Source organism: Pseudidiomarina sp. CB1 (genome assembly GCF_024752025.1).
Classification (GTDB): domain Bacteria; phylum Pseudomonadota; class Gammaproteobacteria; order Enterobacterales; family Alteromonadaceae; genus Pseudidiomarina.
The window spans coordinates 1,766,000-1,781,766 of record NZ_JANTPU010000001.1; the positions used below are offsets into that span (position 1 = coordinate 1,766,000).

Here is a 15,767-nt window from a genome sequence, read left to right on the forward strand (position 1 = left end):
TTCTGGACTTTTTCTTAGTTAACTCGATGTATTGGTTATAGAATGAACTAAAATGCCGTTTATTCCTACTCGTTGACATCGACATCAATGTAAAGATGCGGTAGGTTAACATGATTAAAACATCGGAACAGGTCAACGCTCATAAATGTCGTTAGTCGCTTATTTATTGAACTCGTCCGACCAGAACGCTATGGTGTGACCGAATTTTGAACTTGGAAGTCTTTTTGTTGTTGAACACGCCCCGTAAGCAAAACGTTATAGCCTATTTAAAGGGTTATAGCACCCTAATAATTGCGCTGCTGCTCTTTTGGGGCGGCACTTTTGCGCATGCGCAGACGCAAATTCCGTTGGCTAGCGCCAGTACTGATGAAGTTTCACCACCACAACTCGATGCAAACCTTGAAGCTGAGCTCGATCGGCTGTTAATCGAAGCCGACTCGGAGCAAGCCATGCTCGAGCAAATGCAAGTACTGCGGCAAAATCTTGATAGTGACACCGCGCCAATGAGTCGTGTTCGCTTACTATCTTACATAGCGCTATCATTTGCCTACCTTGATCAGATTGACAAGGCCTACGAGGTCATTGATGAAACCGAGATAATTGCGCGCGACTCAGGTTTACCTGACGCGCAAGCTGAAGTTGCTGCAACCCGAATATTGATTAAAAATATCGAGGGTAAGCTGACCGAGGCCTATATCCTTATTAACACTGCCACGGTTCACCTAGAGCGAGCGCAATTACCACGCGTGCGTTACTTCGCCAACAACCTTATTGGTAGTATCTACTTAGAGAAAAATAATACCGAGCGCGCGCTGGAACACCTGATTGCGGCGTCAACGGCGGTGAATGAGACGGATGATGAGCGAACTCCGATTCGCCGCATCTTCCTCAAGCTACGTATTGCAGAAATATACAATAAACAGAAGTTCTACGATCAAGCTCTTGAGCAAATTGACTCCGCTGAAGCGATTATGAACGAGGCTGGACTTGAGGCCATGTATGGCCCCGAGATCACTTTTTTACGTGCAGTGACCGCAACCGAGCAGGGTTTATATGACCAAGCCTTCGATATTTACAGTCAGCTCGAGCGCGACATCAAAAACGACCCCGACTGGGGTTACATGCAAGCCTCGGTACTTAATAATCTGGGGGATTTGGCAATCCGAACCAAGCGCTTCGAAGCCGGTATTCAAGTACTGCAAGAAGCGCTCACATTAGCCGTAGAAAATAATGACGTTATCAATGAAGAGTTGATTCGCTTTAACTTAGGCTTTATCGACGTCCATCTAGGCCAGTACGAAAAAGGCTTAAGGGCAATGCGCGATGTCGTCGAAAAAGCACGCGGCAAATGGAGCGACAGTGAACTTGAAATGTTGCTCGGCGAATATGCTGAAGCACTAACTATAGCGGGCCGTCATCAACAGGCAAATGCCATTTTGACTGAACAACGTCAACTTCGTGAAAGTGTTTTCAATACTGAACTGCAAAAGAATGTCACCGAGCTACAGAATTTGTATGACTCGAAAGATAAAGCTCAGCAAATCGAATTACTCCAACGCCAAAAAGAACTTAGCGATCAGTTGCTGGAGAACGAGCGACAACAGCAAGTTATTTTGATCTTGGGCGTTGTTGTCGCACTCTTACTGACGGCATTAGCCTTCTATCTTTATCGCGCCGCACATCGATCGAATCAGGCACTGAAACAAGCCAACGCCCAACTGGCTGATCAATCGTTACGCGATCCGTTAACCGGCCTGTTAAACCGCCGTGCCATGCAACAAGAACTGCTACGTCAGGAACGCGAACAACAACCGAGCAATGATGCGATGGTGTTGCTTGATATCGACTACTTTAAACGCATCAACGATCACCACGGTCATAGTGCCGGTGACGAAGTTATCCGCGCGGTTGCACAACGGCTGCTAGACGTTTGCCGTGATAACGACAAAGTTATTCGTTGGGGTGGCGAAGAGTTTCTTATTTACTTAAAGAATACTGACAAAGACGCTTTACCGCGATTTGTGCTGCGGATGCTAAAAGCAATTGCCGGTAAACCGATAAAAACTGAGAAAGAAGCGCTGCCAGTGACCGCCACCGCAGGTTTTATTAGTTATCCCTTTGCTGATCTTAATCAGGCCGAGATGGACTGGGAAGCTACACTGCAGCTCGTCGACAAGGCACTCTACGCAGGCAAGGTTCACGGACGCAACCAAGCATGGGGAATCGTTAGTCTAAACGTGCCGTTTGCCCAAGCGCACCAAGTGCTCGATACCGACCTTGCTAAGGCCATTGAGCAGAACCTAGTTTCTGCGATTACGTTACATGGCCCACGCCAAAATACTTGATCACAATTCCTGCGTTTACATTGCAAATAAGACTCGCTAGTCTTAGTTAACTTGTGAATGGAAACACCAGCGACAAAACCGTGCACCACTATCAATTTAACAACTTTGTATTCGACCCCATGCATGCCCTACTCAAAGGGCCCGATGGCGAGACAAGCCTCGAACATCGCGTGGCTTCTTTGCTTGAACACTTTTGCCGTCACCCACAACAACCGCTCACCAAAGAAAGCTTATTAGAGGCCGTTTGGGCTGGTAGGGTCGTTAACGAAGATAGCCTTTCGGTGGCAGTTTCCAAACTCCGCAAGCTTTTGCAAGACAGTCGAGGCGAACCGCAATTCATCAAAACCATTCCAGGCGTCGGTTACTGCTGGCTACCTGAGACATCCACGCTTGACTCAACCGAGACTGTCACCCATGCTCCGCAAATTCCCCCACGTGGCCAAAGACGACAACAGCGGCGCAAAGCATACGCCATTGGTATCGCGGCACTAACCAGCGTTGCCGTGGTGCTTCTAGGTTACAGTCTCTATAAACCGAGTGTAAACGAAGCAGAAGCACAAACACCCAAGAATCTCACCCAGAATACTATCGACACCCGCGGCCTTAGTGAGCAAGAGAAAGCTAACTTTGCGCGTGCGCAAGCTGTCATCAACAGTACGGTCTACCATGAAGTTAGCGCCGACGACTATCGTCAAGCGATTGGAATTTATCGCAATCTGTTAAAGAAGCATCCGAACTTTACGCCAGCACACATTGGTATTGCTGAAGCGAAGTTCGAGATGAGTGGGCTTAATGGTTACCGCGATTTAGAGCTCTATACCGAAGAACTTAATACCATCACCACGATTGCCCTGACACAGAAACCAGATAATGGGCATGCGCTTGAGTTAAAAGCTAAAGTAGCTTTCTTAGCCGGGTGGGATCTGGACGCCGCCGAACAATTTTATTCTCGCGCTATCGAAGCCATGCCAAATGATCCTGGACTGTATCTCGGCTTTTCCGAGTTCCTGATTACACGCGGAAAAATCGCCGAAGCAAAAGACCTGCTGCGACAACTTCGCAAGAAGAATCCAGATTTCTTTCGGTACATCAATTTGTCGTTGGTTTACATGTTTCAGGGCGATTACGACAAAGCCATCGCCGAAACACAACGGCTTATGAACTCTGAAGCGCCAACCGTCTTGCATAACTCAATATTGCACCGTATCGGTGTTATTACCGAAAACGATGACATGGCGATGGACAACTTGAAAGTCCTTATGCGCGAGCGAAATTATTCCGATGCGCGCATCAACGACTATGAGCGCATCGCCGAAACGGGAGGCTTGCAGGCGGTTTTTGCACAACTGCTAGCCGAACGCAACGAAGATAACCTAGGGCAATACATTCCACCGCTATCGTGGGCCCGCTATGCAATTGTCGCCGGCGAAACAGAGCAGGCGCTGTTCCATTTGAGCCGTGCTATCCGCGAGAAACAACCGCAAACGTTACTCGTGCATGAAGATCCGCACTTTGACCCACTAAGGCAATTGCCAGAATTTCAAGCGCTACTTGCACAAATTCCGCACTAAGGCGTCTGTAACTGGCGCCCCTGTTTGACCACATAGGCAGGACTACGTAAGTACTCTAAATCATTCATTGGATTGCGATCAAAGCTAACGAAACTGGCTTCATAGCCCTCATCTAAGCGGCCAATGTTACGTTGCGGGAATAACACCTTAGGTGTTGTGAACGTCGACATGATTAATAACTCTTCCGGGGTGAAATCGGCTTTTTGTAAATACAAAAGTTCGTCGACAACACTGCCCATAAATAGGTCAGAGCCGCTCAATAAGGTTACCCCAGCGTGTCGCAGCAAGTGCAAAGTCAGCAGCTGATTCGGTGTGAACAACGACTGTTTGGCCATTTTTATGAAGCTCCTCTACAAGTGGCGAGAAAACTTCGGCCATCAGGCCATTAAGCCCAAAGTAAGCCTCATTGTTGCGCCGCGAGTCATCTTCATGATGGACCAGAATGAGCTTGCTTAAATCGCCGCCAACAGCTCACGGGTTTGTTTGGCGCTACTCGGGCTTCCGCAAAGCATAGCGCCGTACAAGACACCTTGGTCGACATAACGTTGGGCAAAGTTTTCGACGAGATAAGGGTTTTGCAAATTATGATTGTGCGCGTCCGCGAGCGGCGGCAGCACATACTGCCCCTTTAAGTCGACAGTTGCGTCGACTTGCTCGCTGGCCGCCACAAACATTCCGTCGGCAACAAAACGCTCGCCATAGTCAAAACCCTCCCCCGTCCACCAATAAGCATTGGTATAAAGCGTCGTGCTAATAACCGCGATGATCCAGAGTCGCATAGTTACCCTCCCAAGGTGGTCAACGGAAATTCCTTAGCGCTCAGAACCTTTACCAACTGGCCGCTGCGTAGCATGTCAGCGCCACGTACAACAACCCGTTGCCCATTCTGCAGATTTCCCACCACATTTACGTAGTCACCTGAGCCGCCTTCAATAGAGACGTTCACTTCTTCAGCTTTGTTTTCTTTGCCGACCACATAAACGCTGGTTTTACCTTTACCAATCACCAAGGCATCGCGTGGCACGACAAAGTGCTCAGCTGGCACCGAAGCAGGCACCGCAACGGTCACCAACTCGCCAACACGAAGTTTACCCTGCATCTCAACCGGGATCGCAATGACACCGGTGAAGGTCTGTGAGCGGCTATCGCTTACGGGAATTACTGTATGCATAGGCATCCGCGCATCACCACCCGAAAAATAAACGTCAATACGGTCTGCTTGACGGGCAAAATCACTATAGGCTAGCGGGCCATGAAAACGAATTTCCAAATGGTCAACATCCACCAAGCCCAATAATGGCGCAGTTGCGACCACATCTTCACCGGTCCGCTGTAGACGCTCCGTCACAACACCAGAGAATGGCGCTCGAACTGTGGTCTTGTTCAAATCATCCTGTGCTTGCTCAAGTTGCAGTTGTAAGAGCTCCTGATCGGATTCTAACAAGGCAATATCGGCATTCAGGTTATCTATTTCACGCGCCGAAACTGCCTGTTGCTCGTACAAGCCATTAAGGCGCTCTAGGTCACGTTCAGCGCGCTGAATTTCGATGCTTTTGCGCTTGATTTGCGCCTCCAACTGGCGCACCTTCAAACGATAGGCACGCGAATCAATCGTCGCAATCACCGCACCTTTTTCCACTTGGGTTCCAGGTTCCGCAATCCACATTAACTTACCAGCAACGCCAGCACTCAGTTCACTCGAATTGCGGCTATAGACCTGGCCACTCACCATGGCCGTGGGGCTAATGACTTGTTGCTGCACAGGAACCACCGAAACAATTGCTTCCCCTTGTGCAACAGCTGATGATGAAAGGGTCAACATAACAGCCGCAATCGCAGCGTTTACTAAACGATTATTCATAAACATTATCGTTCTCCTCTTTATTCGAACGCGGAAGCATGCGCAGACCTTTCATTTGCGACTTCAATGCTTCGATAACCCGCAAAGCTGCAGGAATATAAATCAACATAAACAACGTACTGACCAGCATCCCGCCCACAATCACCGTAGCGAGACCTCGATAAATCTCACTACCGACGCCAGGCACCACTACAAGTGGCAACATGCCAACCACAGAAGTCAGTGAACTCATATAAACTGGACGTACTCGAGAGGCAATCGCGTAATGAATAGCTGCTTGAATAGCCATGCCCTCACGCTGCGCGTTGCGCGTTTGATCGATGAGCAAGATGGCATTGTTGACCATAAGGCCGAGCAAGATAACAAAGCCAATCATGGTCAATAGGTCAAGCGCTTGGAAGGTGAAGATGTTCAAGAACTGCAATCCAAAAACACCACCAGCTATAGCGATTGGAACAGTAGTAAGTACTAACAAGCTGTCTTTTGCCGAGCGGAACAACGCAGTCATAATTAGGAATAAAATAAACACTGCGTAGATAAAGTTGTCCGCCATACTTTTAATTGTATCGGCTAAGTCATCGGCGCCGCCCGATAAGGTCATAAACACACCAGGGCTCAGCTCTGACTCGACTTCTGCCATAACGGTTTGGGTGACTTCCACCGCTTCATCAATGGTGATAGTGGCAGGCAAACGAATAAGCAGCGTCAGTGTACGATTGCCATTTAATCGCTGAATGCGCACAGGTCCAGTTACGCGCTCAATTGAGGCAAGTTGGCCGACCGTTTGCACGCCCGCTTCGGGTGTGTAAATTGGCGTTGCCTCTAGCGCCTCAGGCGTTTTCCAAGGCTGCGCTTCAACGATAATGTCGCGACGGTTAAAACCATCAAACATTTCACCAACCCACAAGCCGTTTGTGTAAGCACGAATATTTTGTGCAACTGTCGTACGGTCGACACCCGCTTGCGCAAGCTGATGATCGCGAGGCGTCACTTGCAGCTCTGGCTTGGCATCGTAAATCGACGGCACCGGCTGAACCACGGTGTTAGGCAAGCGATCTTGCAGTCGTCCGATGGTGCGCTCAATGACCAAACGTGAAGCATCATCAAGGGCACCATTGAAATTCAAACGTATCGCACGGTTGCTACTGCCCACACTCACATTGAGCAACGAAGCCTGCTGCGCATAAGCCAAAGTTTCAGGTAAGTTCGCCAGTATCTCGGTATTCAAAACCTTGATCATTTCCGGCGCTGCGGTCGGATCCTCTGGGTAAACAAACAACACATTGCCGCCAGCACTGGCTGATAGATTATAATCTTTTACTTTAGGCAGCTTCTCGCCCGTCAGGTGAGGTTCGAGGCGACGCATAATGGTGGTAGCGATCTCATCTTCAATCACCGAATAATTCGCTCCAGGAGGCGTCATCATCGCCACAAAAATGCCTTCCCACTTCGCTTCCGGCAAGAAATCCGGACGTGGTAATAACAACAACAACGTCACGGCAGAAGCGACTAACAATCCTAAACACCATGCGACCGCACGTTTGGGCGTGCGAGTCAGACGCGCATATAAGTTAGCCAGTTGGGTCCAAAGCGCTAAAGGTTCTTTGTCCTCGTCCTGATTTTTTAAGACCTTAGTTGCTAAAACCGGAACCAAGAACATAGCCGTAAGCATCGACATCACCACCGCTACGGACATGGTGATAGCTAAATCGAAGAAGAGCTGACCCGCCATGCCTTGCATGAAGAGCACAGGAATGAAAATCGCAACTGTGGTCGCGGTCGAGGCGAATAAAGCCGGTGCAACTTGGCTGGCGCTCTTCACTGCCGCGTCAAACACTGACAAGCCTTGATGACGCAAGCGAAGGAAGTTTTCCTGCACGACGATTGCGGCATCGAGCACTAATCCAACAGCGAACGCCAAACCGGCTAGCGATATGATGTTTATGGTGCGTCCCAGCAACGCCATCGCCAGTAACGCCGCAGCAAGACTGACCGGAATCGTTGTTGCTATGAGCAAAGTCGCACGAAAGCCTCGAATCATCCAATACAACAGGCCTAGGACCAAAATAATACCGATTCCCAAGCTACTCTGTACCAAATCAATTGCACGCTTGATGTGGACTGACGGATCAAAACTTAGCTCAATTTCTAAGCCCTTGTTCACCAATACTTTTTCGTTCAGATCCTTAATTGCTGCTTTGAGCTCCTCAACCACGGCCACGGTATTAGCGTCATTGGTGCCGTTAAGTGTGATATAAAATGCCGGTTGCCCGCTGCGGTAAGCAAAGCTACGTGCATCAGCAAAACCATTACGAACCTTGGCAATTTCTTTCAAATACACCGGTCGGCCGTTGTTATAAGCCACTATCATATTGCCGTAGTTTTCTGCGGTATATTGGCCGTTGTAACGCACCGTATATTCACGACGCCCCACTTCAGCGAAACCTCCCGACATATTTGCCGAACGCTGAATGGCATTGGTCACTGTACTGATTTGTACGCCCAAAGCCGCCATTCTGTAGGGATCGATTTCAATTTTTAGCTGGTGACCCACGCTACTATTCAAGTTTACACGTGCGACACCTTCAATGCGTTGCAAGACCGGCTTCACATTCGCCTCGATAAGGTCCTGATAGTCAGTGAAGTCAGAGTCTTGCTGCTCACCGGTTTTGGTGATCAGAAGGGTCGCAATACTTTCTTCCAAGCCACCCAGCATTACTTGAGGCTCGGCAGCTTCACGTGGCCGTGGTGGAGCCTGGTTCAGCGCATTAACGACATCAATGAAGGTTTGCTGCATGTCAGTACCCAGCGCAAACTCCATAATGGTAATGCTAAAGCCCGAGCGCACTGATGAATAGAGGCGCTCAACACCGCTTAAACCCATCAGAAGTTCTTCTTGGGGCTCGACTATCTCGCTTTCGAGTTCTGCCGGTGCTGCAGCGCGCCAGCTATTAAGAATTGCAATTTGCGGACGATTTAAATTCGGTGTCAGTTGCACTGGCATTTGGCTCACACTGGCAAAGCCAATAAGCGTAACGATCAAAAAGGCAATGGCCGTAGCAACTGGGTTGTAATGACTTAAACGAAAAAGACTCATAGTTTTCCTCCCGTGCCAACCACAAGGGGCTGGTGATGGGTAACACTATGGTCAAGTTTTTCTTAAAGCTCTTGAAGGCTAGCTGAATGGTTCTTAAGAAATATTAAACTGCTGTTTTACATAGAAAAAAGGCCTCCTTATGGAGGCCTTCGTTGCATTCATCCCAAAACCACGCAGGCTTATTTAAGCTCTGCTAGGTCTTTTACACCCATGTTGTACAAGGTGAAACCGTAGATATCAGCATATTGTTCAATGGTTTTCGAGACCGGAGTACCTGCACCGTGACCGGCATTCGTTTCAATGCGAATCAGCTGCGGGTTAGGTCCGGTGTTTTTGGCTTGTAACTCAGCCGCAAACTTAAATGAGTGAGCCGGAACCACACGGTCGTCGTGGTCGCCTGTGGTGATTAAAGTTGCTGGATAGTTTTCACCCTGCTCAACGTTGTGTACCGGCGAATAACCATACAAGTACTCGAACATTTCTTTGCTGTCTTCGGCGGTACCGTAGTCATAGGCCCAGCCAGCGCCAGCAGTAAAGGTGTGATAGCGCAACATATCCAAAACGCCAACGGCTGGCAGAGCGACTTGCATCAAATCAGGGCGCTGCGTCATTACCGCACCGACCAATAGTCCACCATTTGAGCCGCCGCGTACCGCTAATCGCTCACGTGACGTATAACCTTGCTCGATCAGGTACTCACCTGCAGCGATAAAGTCATCGAACACGTTCTGCTTTTGCATTTTTGTGCCGGCATCGTGCCAAGCTTTACCGTATTCGCCGCCACCACGAAGGTTTGCGACGGCGTAAACACCGCCCATTTCTAACCACAGCGCATTGGTAATGCTAAACGATGGCGTCAAACTCACGTTAAAGCCACCATAACCATATAGAATCGTTGGCGTTGTACCATTTAACTCAAGACCTTTTTTATGGGTAATGATCATCGGTACTTCGGTGCCGTCTTTAGAAGTATAGAATACCTGCTTTGACACATAAGCATCGCTGTCAAAGTCTGCTTTCGATTTCTCGTAAACCGCAGATTCACCGGTTTCTGGCGCAAACTTATAAATTGTGCTTGGCGTGTTGTAGTTAGTAAACGTGTAGTAAAGTTCTTCGGCATCAGCCTTGCCGCCTAAACCACCAACGCTACCAACACCCGGCAGTTCGACGTCACGAACTTTATTGCCGTCGTAGTCGTACTGCTCGACTTTCGAGATAGCATCGACCATATACTCAGCGAAGATATAGCCTGCACCAGTGCCAGCACTTAACACATTATCCGTTTCAGCAATAAAGTCCTGCCAGTTTTCTGGGCTTGGGTTACTCGCATCAACAGTGACCACGCGCTTATTCGGAGCATCGAGGTCGGTTACTAAGTACAAAGTCGAACCTTTGTTATCTAATGGAAACGTATCAGCGTCGGTATGCCCTTGTACTGCCACGAGTTCACTATCGGATGAGCTCAAGTCCTTCAGGAATAGCTTGTTTCCTGATGTCGAAATGGCTGCTGAAATATAAAGATAGTTATCATCTTCCGATACAAAACCTTGTACATAGCGATGTTTCTCGGCTTCCGTACCACCGAATATGACCGGATCATTCGCTTGTTCAGTACCTAGCTTGTGGTAATACAGCTTATGCTGATCAGTTTTTGCTGACAGTTCACTACCTTCTGGCTTGTCATAGCTCGAATAGTAAAAGCCATCGTTACCAAACCATGAAATACCGCTAAACTTCACATCTACTAATGCTGGTTCAAGCTGTTCCTTGGTTTCCGCATCGATAATGATGATTTTTCGCCAATCGCTACCGCCTTCAGAAATAGAGTATGCGGCAATCGAGCCATCTTTCGAGAAGCTAATGCTCGCCAATGATGTGGTGCCATCTTCACTAAAGGTGTTTGGATCTAAGAAAACTTCAGTATTACCCTCAGCATCGGTGCGATACAAAACACTTTGGTTTTGCAGACCATCATTCTTATAAAAATAGGTGTAGTTACCTTCTTTAAACGGCGCACTAATCTTTTCATAATTCCACATGGCCGTTAAACGTTCTTCAATTTCTTGGCGATATGGGATCTGTTCCAAGTAATCAAACGTCACTTCATTTTGCTTTTTAACCCACTCTTCCGTTTCTTCACTACGGTCATCTTCAAGCCAACGGTACGGGTCTGCCACAACAGTGCCAAAGTATTCGTCGGTCACATTACCGCGGAACGTTGTTGGGTAGGTAATCTGGGTATTTACCGTTGTTGTTTTTTCAGCCACTTCTGGGGTACTCGTTTCTTGTTGCGGCGAGCATGCAGCTAGGACTGCTACGCTCGCTAGGGTGATCATAAATCGCATGAGATCTTCCTTCGTTATTGTTTTAACTTATGTCATTTAACTTAATGCTGGGTGCGTATTTGCAAACCATGGTTGTTGGTTCACGCTTGCTAAAAACGCTTGTAAGTTCGGCCATTGGTGGATGTCCAAGCGCTCGCGGAATTGCGCCCAACTCAAAAAGCACGCTAAGCGTAAGTGGGCATCATTTTCCGGGTCTGCGGCCGGCCAATCACGATCATTTAATTCATCTAAAATAGCAATCACACGAGATTGCTGACGCTGCAAGTAGCCTATATCTTCGATAGCCACACCGTCACGATCGAGTAAAAATAAGTTAATGGTGGTATCGAGTGCCGTGTTGACCAAGCAATACAAATCAAAATCTTCAATGTCGTCGCAAAAACCCTGCCCCGCTAAAGTGCGAAGATAACGTAAAATAGACGACGAATCGTGCAATTTTAGCCCATGATGAGTAAAGAAGGGTACGCGTTTGGCTGGCGAATTTTGCGCGCTTTGGGCGTAGTCCGTAGGTACTAGTTCAAATTTTTGCTCATTAAGCGCCAATACAATTCGACAATGACGCACAAATGGTGAGGTATAGCTGCCAAATAGTTTCATGTTGGGTCCTGAAAAAGCTAAGCTAGAACAAACTCACAAGAGAGTAGCATAATGAAAAAAGCCATACAGTATTTACTTAAAGGTCTAGCGGTTCTGCTACCTATTATCGTCACGATTGCGGTCGTACGTTGGTTACTCGTTACGATAGAAACGTGGCTGCGGCCCATTTGGGTTGCTGTGCTCGGCGAAACGTTTTACTTCCCTGGTTTAGCCTTTATTAGCTTTCTAGGTATTGCCTTTCTTATTGGCTTTAGTGCGCGCTGGGCTTTTATCAACAACCTTTGGGAGTTGCCGGGTAAGTTAATGAACAAAATGCCGTTACTTAACACCGTTTACGGCACTATCAACGACGTTATTGAAATGATGTCCGGCAAAAATTTCGCCGATGAGTCGGTGGTATTGGTCACGCTTCCTGGAGGTGATTTAAGACTGATCGGCATCATTACCAAAAAAAGCGATGATGATGACCGTTTGGCACAATTTCTTGAAGACGACCACGTCGCGGTGTTCTTACCAATGAGTTACAATGTCGGCGGCTACATGGTCATGGTGCCGCGTAGCTGTATTGAAGCTATTGATATGAGTCCCGCCGATGCATTGCAGTTAACCATCAGTGCAGGGTTGGGGAAAAAACAAGCCAAGGAGTAGTAAATGGCCTATTTGCCGTGTGTCGAAATTGAGCCGAATGAAACCGCCAACCGCAGTATTATCTGGCTGCACGGGCTTGGTGCCGACGGTAATGACTTCGCCCCCATTGTACCGCACATTCAAGCGCCGACAGGTGCTCACATTCGCTTTGTCTTTCCACACGCCCCGCAACTACCGGTCACGATCAATGGTGGTATGCGCATGCCCGCGTGGTACGACATTTTAGAAATGTCGATTGCGAGAAAAGTTGATGCTACACAGCTACGCGCTTCTGCTTCGGCAGTTCGGGACTTAATTCAACGCGAGCAAGAGCGTGGCATCGCTGCCGAACACATTATTTTGGCGGGATTTTCACAAGGCGGCGCGGTGGCCTATGAGACCGCATTGACCCATCATGAAAAGTTGGGCGGCTTGATGGCATTATCAACCTACTTGGCAACCCACGAAAGTATCAAGCTCAACCCTGTGAATCGCGAGTTACCTATTTTGATGCAACACGGCAGTCAAGATCCAGTCGTACCCGAAGCACTCGGCAAACATGCTTATCAATGGCTCACCGAGCAGGGTTACCAAGCGGATTATCAAAGTTTTCCGATGCAGCATCAGGTTTGCGCTGAGCAAATTGATGCGATCAATAAGTGGTTAAGCAAGCACCTGTAAACGCTCACGCCATTGCTTGACCCACTTTTTTGCCGTCGCAAAGTTTGCGGTACGAATATTCACGTGCCCTACTTTGCGCCCGGGTCGAGGTTCTTTGTTGTACCAGTGGCACTGCGCGTCTTGATGGTGCCATAGTCCGACCGGAATCTGTTGCGCGCCGATAACGTTAAGCATAAGCGTCGGTTCGATGTGCAGTTCTGGAAACGGCATGCCCGTCAGCGCGCGCATATGCAAATCGAACTGACTGCAGTTCGCCCCACTCATGGTCCAATGCCCCGAGTTGTGTACCCGCGGCGCCACTTCATTGATAAGTAGCGCAGCGTCTTTACCTTCACCCACGACAAAAAACTCAATCGCAAACACACCCACGTAATTTAATGCGGTCGTAAGGCGATGGAAGGCTTCTTCGGCTTGCTGTTGCAACATATCCGGTACATCGTCGATGCCGCCTAAGCTATAGCTCAGAATACCTTGGGTGTGGACATTGGTGATTAAGGGATAACAGCAGACACTACCGTCTTTACCGCGCGCGCCAACCAATGAAACTTCTTTATGGAATGGAATCATGTGTTCGGCGATACCTGGCTCTTTCCCTGCTTCGGCAGCTAATGCTGACACATCATCACCAGGCTTGAAGCGCCACTGGCCCTTGCCATCATAGCCGCCACGAGCCGCTTTCAAAACGAGCGGCTGTTCGGCCTTAGTCAGTAATTTTTCGAGTTCACTGACAGTGCCATAGCTCTGCCAAGGTGATGTACCGACGCGGCAATCATCAAATAACTTCTTTTCGGCCCGACGATCGGTCAAGCTCTTGATGCGGGCTGGGTCCATCAAAAATTTGTCGTGCGCAGCAGCAATAACGTCCGCGGGGATAGCCTCGTGCTCCCAGCTCACCACATCAGCCCAATCAATAGCATCAGCTAAACTCCACGGCAGCGACACATGTGCCGACAGCGGCTTAACTTCTTGGCTACGCGTACTATACAGCAGACACTCATGGCCGTGGCTAATACCGCTAGCGCCGAGCATTTGACCTAATTGACCGTCACCGACAAACAAGACCTTCATGCGTCAGGTAACTCCAGTTTTGGACCGTTCATGACTTTTTCTTTTTGAGCTTTACGGAATGCATTTACATTGTCGCGTATTTTGACGTCTTGGGTGCCAACAATTTGTGCCGCCAACAAACCAGCGTTCGCTGCGCCAGCTTGACCAATCGCCAAAGTGCCAACAGCTACACCTTTGGGCATTTGCACAATCGATAACAAGCTATCAAGCCCTTTGAGCTGCTTACTTGGCACCGGCACACCTAGCACAGGGATAGCCGTGTAGGCCGCAAGCATTCCAGGTAGATGAGCGGCGCCACCAGCGCCAGCAATAACCACCGGAACACCATCTTGCTCAGCTTGTACCATCGAAGATTTAAGTAAATCAGGGGTGCGGTGTGCAGACACAACTTCAGCGCGCCACTCGACACCAAGGTCTTTCAGCATCTGTGCGGCATGTTGCATGACGGGCCAGTCTGACTGTGAGCCCATTAGAATAAGAACGGGTGCCATGAGCTGCTCCTTTTTGAAAGGAGCGAATTGTAGCTAGGCACGCCGCTCGGTGCAAATTTATTGTGCGACTTTTAGCCGGTTGCGGCCCTGACTTTTCGCTTGATACAGCGCAGAATCTGCTGCTTCCATCCACTCACCCCACTGCTGCCCTTGCTTGAGTTCAGCTAGGCCACCGCTGGCGGTTACTGTAACCGTAAGCGACTTCACCGTGAAAGGGTCATGCCGGATTCGATCCAAAATATCTGTGGCAACATCAGCTGCTTGCTTACGTGCAGTGTTCGGCATTAATACAACAAACTCAGCGCCGCTGCTACGAATCACACTGTCGTGCTGCCGAGCTGCTCCGCGAATTCGGCGCGCTGCTTCTTCGAGCACTTTATCGCCGAACAAATAACCGTAGCGGTCGTTGACGCTTTGAAACGAATCCATATCGATTTGCAGTAATGACACCGGTTGCTTTGAACGTTGCGCTTTATTGATGGCTTGCTGCACCATATCGCTCAGATACTCGCGCTTAATACACCCCGTTAACGAGTCGGTTGCCGCCGCCGAAAATAATTTTTTCTGCATACTGCTCATCATAATCAAGAAAGCAGCACCGACACCGATCAATACCAGCATCGAAATCGCCACACGCCATGCATAATCAAACGGCAATACTTGGTAAATCACCGCGGCAAAAAGGGCATAAATAAGCATGATCACCAGTACAAATATGGTCTTATCGAACATAAAAAAGACCATCGCCAAAATGGGGTACATCCAATACACCCCCATAATGCCTGCCGACTTCATCGACACACTAACAAGCGTACCGAGACAACAAATCACCAAGAAATTGATCCATTGTGGTGCTAGTTCGTGGCGGTACAAGTAGCCAATCAAAATGAAGCCCACCGCAACACAGAACAGCGCTGCGGCTGCCGCCAATCCACCATCAAGCAACGAATAAAATGCTGTGCCAGCAATCACCAAACCTGAACCAAAGTAAATGGTACGCATGGCAAGCAAGCGAAAATGTTGCCACAAATCGAAAGTAGCAGAAGGACTGGTTGTCGTTACTGGCGTCATAATTATGTCCGTA

At 48.7% G+C, this 15,767-nt stretch carries 13 protein-coding genes; 4 read left to right on the forward strand and 9 right to left on the reverse strand.

The window, feature by feature from the left end; all coding sequences use genetic code 11:
• The first annotated feature begins 206 nt into the window (after nucleotides 1–206).
• Together NV375_RS08415 and NV375_RS08420 are read left to right on the forward strand one after the other, a co-directional pair.
• The gene (locus NV375_RS08415) at nucleotides 207–2,345 is read left to right on the forward strand and encodes a diguanylate cyclase domain-containing protein (protein WP_258807729.1); all 2,139 of its coding nucleotides are present in this window, start codon (nucleotides 207–209) and stop codon (nucleotides 2,343–2,345) included.
• Nucleotides 2,346–2,398: 53 nt separating this feature from the next.
• A complete protein-coding gene (locus NV375_RS08420; protein ID WP_258807730.1) occupies nucleotides 2,399–3,916 on the forward strand; it encodes a tetratricopeptide repeat protein in 1,518 nt (505 codons plus the stop codon).
• Here NV375_RS08420 and NV375_RS08425 read toward each other — a convergent pair.
• From NV375_RS08425 to NV375_RS08450, 6 genes are all read right to left on the reverse strand, one after another.
• Nucleotides 3,913–4,251 carry an amidohydrolase family protein gene (locus NV375_RS08425; RefSeq protein ID WP_258807732.1) on the reverse strand — a complete coding sequence of 113 codons (339 nt, stop codon included), beginning with the start codon at nucleotides 4,249–4,251 and terminating at the stop codon, nucleotides 3,913–3,915. The two genes, NV375_RS08420 and NV375_RS08425, sit on opposite strands and share 4 nt — an antisense overlap.
• 117 nt (nucleotides 4,252–4,368) lie before the next feature.
• Complete coding sequence (locus tag NV375_RS08430; protein WP_258807733.1) at nucleotides 4,369–4,695, reverse strand: hypothetical protein; 327 nt, start codon at nucleotides 4,693–4,695, stop codon at nucleotides 4,369–4,371.
• Nucleotides 4,696–4,697: 2 nt separating this feature from the next.
• Nucleotides 4,698–5,783: an efflux RND transporter periplasmic adaptor subunit gene (locus NV375_RS08435; RefSeq protein ID WP_258807734.1), complete on the reverse strand. Its 1,086-nt coding sequence runs from the start codon at nucleotides 5,781–5,783 to the stop codon at nucleotides 4,698–4,700.
• On the reverse strand, nucleotides 5,770–8,874 hold the full coding sequence (locus NV375_RS08440; protein ID WP_258807736.1) for an efflux RND transporter permease subunit: 3,105 nt from the start codon (nucleotides 8,872–8,874) through the stop codon (nucleotides 5,770–5,772). Before NV375_RS08440 ends, NV375_RS08435 begins: the two co-directional genes overlap by 14 nt.
• A 179-nt stretch (nucleotides 8,875–9,053) precedes the next feature.
• Nucleotides 9,054–11,219 (reverse strand): prolyl oligopeptidase family protein, encoded by a 2,166-nt coding sequence (locus NV375_RS08445; protein WP_258807737.1) that lies wholly within the window; start codon nucleotides 11,217–11,219, stop codon nucleotides 9,054–9,056.
• Nucleotides 11,220–11,255: 36 nt separating this feature from the next.
• Nucleotides 11,256–11,816 (reverse strand): glutathione S-transferase family protein, encoded by a 561-nt coding sequence (locus NV375_RS08450; RefSeq protein WP_258807738.1) that lies wholly within the window; start codon nucleotides 11,814–11,816, stop codon nucleotides 11,256–11,258.
• 51 nt (nucleotides 11,817–11,867) lie between these two features.
• Here NV375_RS08450 and NV375_RS08455 point away from each other — a divergent pair, with 51 nt between their 5' ends.
• Together NV375_RS08455 and NV375_RS08460 are read left to right on the forward strand one after the other, a co-directional pair.
• Nucleotides 11,868–12,464 carry a DUF502 domain-containing protein gene (locus NV375_RS08455; RefSeq protein ID WP_258807739.1) on the forward strand — a complete coding sequence of 199 codons (597 nt, stop codon included), beginning with the start codon at nucleotides 11,868–11,870 and terminating at the stop codon, nucleotides 12,462–12,464.
• 3 nt (nucleotides 12,465–12,467) lie between these two features.
• Complete coding sequence (locus NV375_RS08460; RefSeq protein ID WP_258807740.1) at nucleotides 12,468–13,124, forward strand: alpha/beta hydrolase; 657 nt, start codon at nucleotides 12,468–12,470, stop codon at nucleotides 13,122–13,124.
• Here the strand turns inward: NV375_RS08460 and NV375_RS08465 are convergent.
• The 3 genes from NV375_RS08465 to NV375_RS08475 are packed head-to-tail and all read right to left on the reverse strand — an operon-like array spanning nucleotide 13,107 to nucleotide 15,754.
• A complete protein-coding gene (locus NV375_RS08465) occupies nucleotides 13,107–14,192 on the reverse strand; it encodes an ATP-grasp domain-containing protein (protein WP_258807741.1) in 1,086 nt (361 codons plus the stop codon). The genes NV375_RS08460 and NV375_RS08465 overlap by 18 nt on opposite strands.
• A complete protein-coding gene (purE, locus tag NV375_RS08470; RefSeq protein ID WP_258807742.1) occupies nucleotides 14,189–14,683 on the reverse strand; it encodes a 5-(carboxyamino)imidazole ribonucleotide mutase in 495 nt (164 codons plus the stop codon). The genes NV375_RS08465 and purE overlap by 4 nt, the downstream gene beginning before the upstream one ends.
• Nucleotides 14,684–14,740: 57 nt before the next feature.
• Entirely contained in the window at nucleotides 14,741–15,754 is a 1,014-nt protein-coding gene (locus NV375_RS08475) for a GGDEF domain-containing protein (protein ID WP_258807743.1), read from the reverse strand.
• Nucleotides 15,755–15,767 lie beyond the last annotated feature (13 nt).

What these genes read in the sequence shown, in the direction of transcription:
- NV375_RS08425 (WP_258807732.1), bottom strand. Translation starts at nt 4,251, where the DNA reads ATGGCCAAACAGTCGTTGTTCACACCGAATCAGCTGCTGACTTTGCAC.
- NV375_RS08430 (WP_258807733.1), bottom strand. Translation starts at nt 4,695, where the DNA reads ATGCGACTCTGGATCATCGCGGTTATTAGCACGACGCTTTATACCAAT.
- NV375_RS08435 (WP_258807734.1), bottom strand. Translation starts at nt 5,783, where the DNA reads ATGTTTATGAATAATCGTTTAGTAAACGCTGCGATTGCGGCTGTTATG.
- NV375_RS08440 (WP_258807736.1), bottom strand. Translation starts at nt 8,874, where the DNA reads ATGAGTCTTTTTCGTTTAAGTCATTACAACCCAGTTGCTACGGCCATT.
- NV375_RS08445 (WP_258807737.1), bottom strand. Translation starts at nt 11,219, where the DNA reads ATGCGATTTATGATCACCCTAGCGAGCGTAGCAGTCCTAGCTGCATGC.
- NV375_RS08450 (WP_258807738.1), bottom strand. Translation starts at nt 11,816, where the DNA reads ATGAAACTATTTGGCAGCTATACCTCACCATTTGTGCGTCATTGTCGA.
- NV375_RS08455 (WP_258807739.1), top strand. Translation starts at nt 11,868, where the DNA reads ATGAAAAAAGCCATACAGTATTTACTTAAAGGTCTAGCGGTTCTGCTA.
- NV375_RS08460 (WP_258807740.1), top strand. Translation starts at nt 12,468, where the DNA reads ATGGCCTATTTGCCGTGTGTCGAAATTGAGCCGAATGAAACCGCCAAC.
- NV375_RS08465 (WP_258807741.1), bottom strand. Translation starts at nt 14,192, where the DNA reads ATGAAGGTCTTGTTTGTCGGTGACGGTCAATTAGGTCAAATGCTCGGC.
- purE (WP_258807742.1), bottom strand. Translation starts at nt 14,683, where the DNA reads ATGGCACCCGTTCTTATTCTAATGGGCTCACAGTCAGACTGGCCCGTC.
- NV375_RS08475 (WP_258807743.1), bottom strand. Translation starts at nt 15,754, where the DNA reads ATGACGCCAGTAACGACAACCAGTCCTTCTGCTACTTTCGATTTGTGG.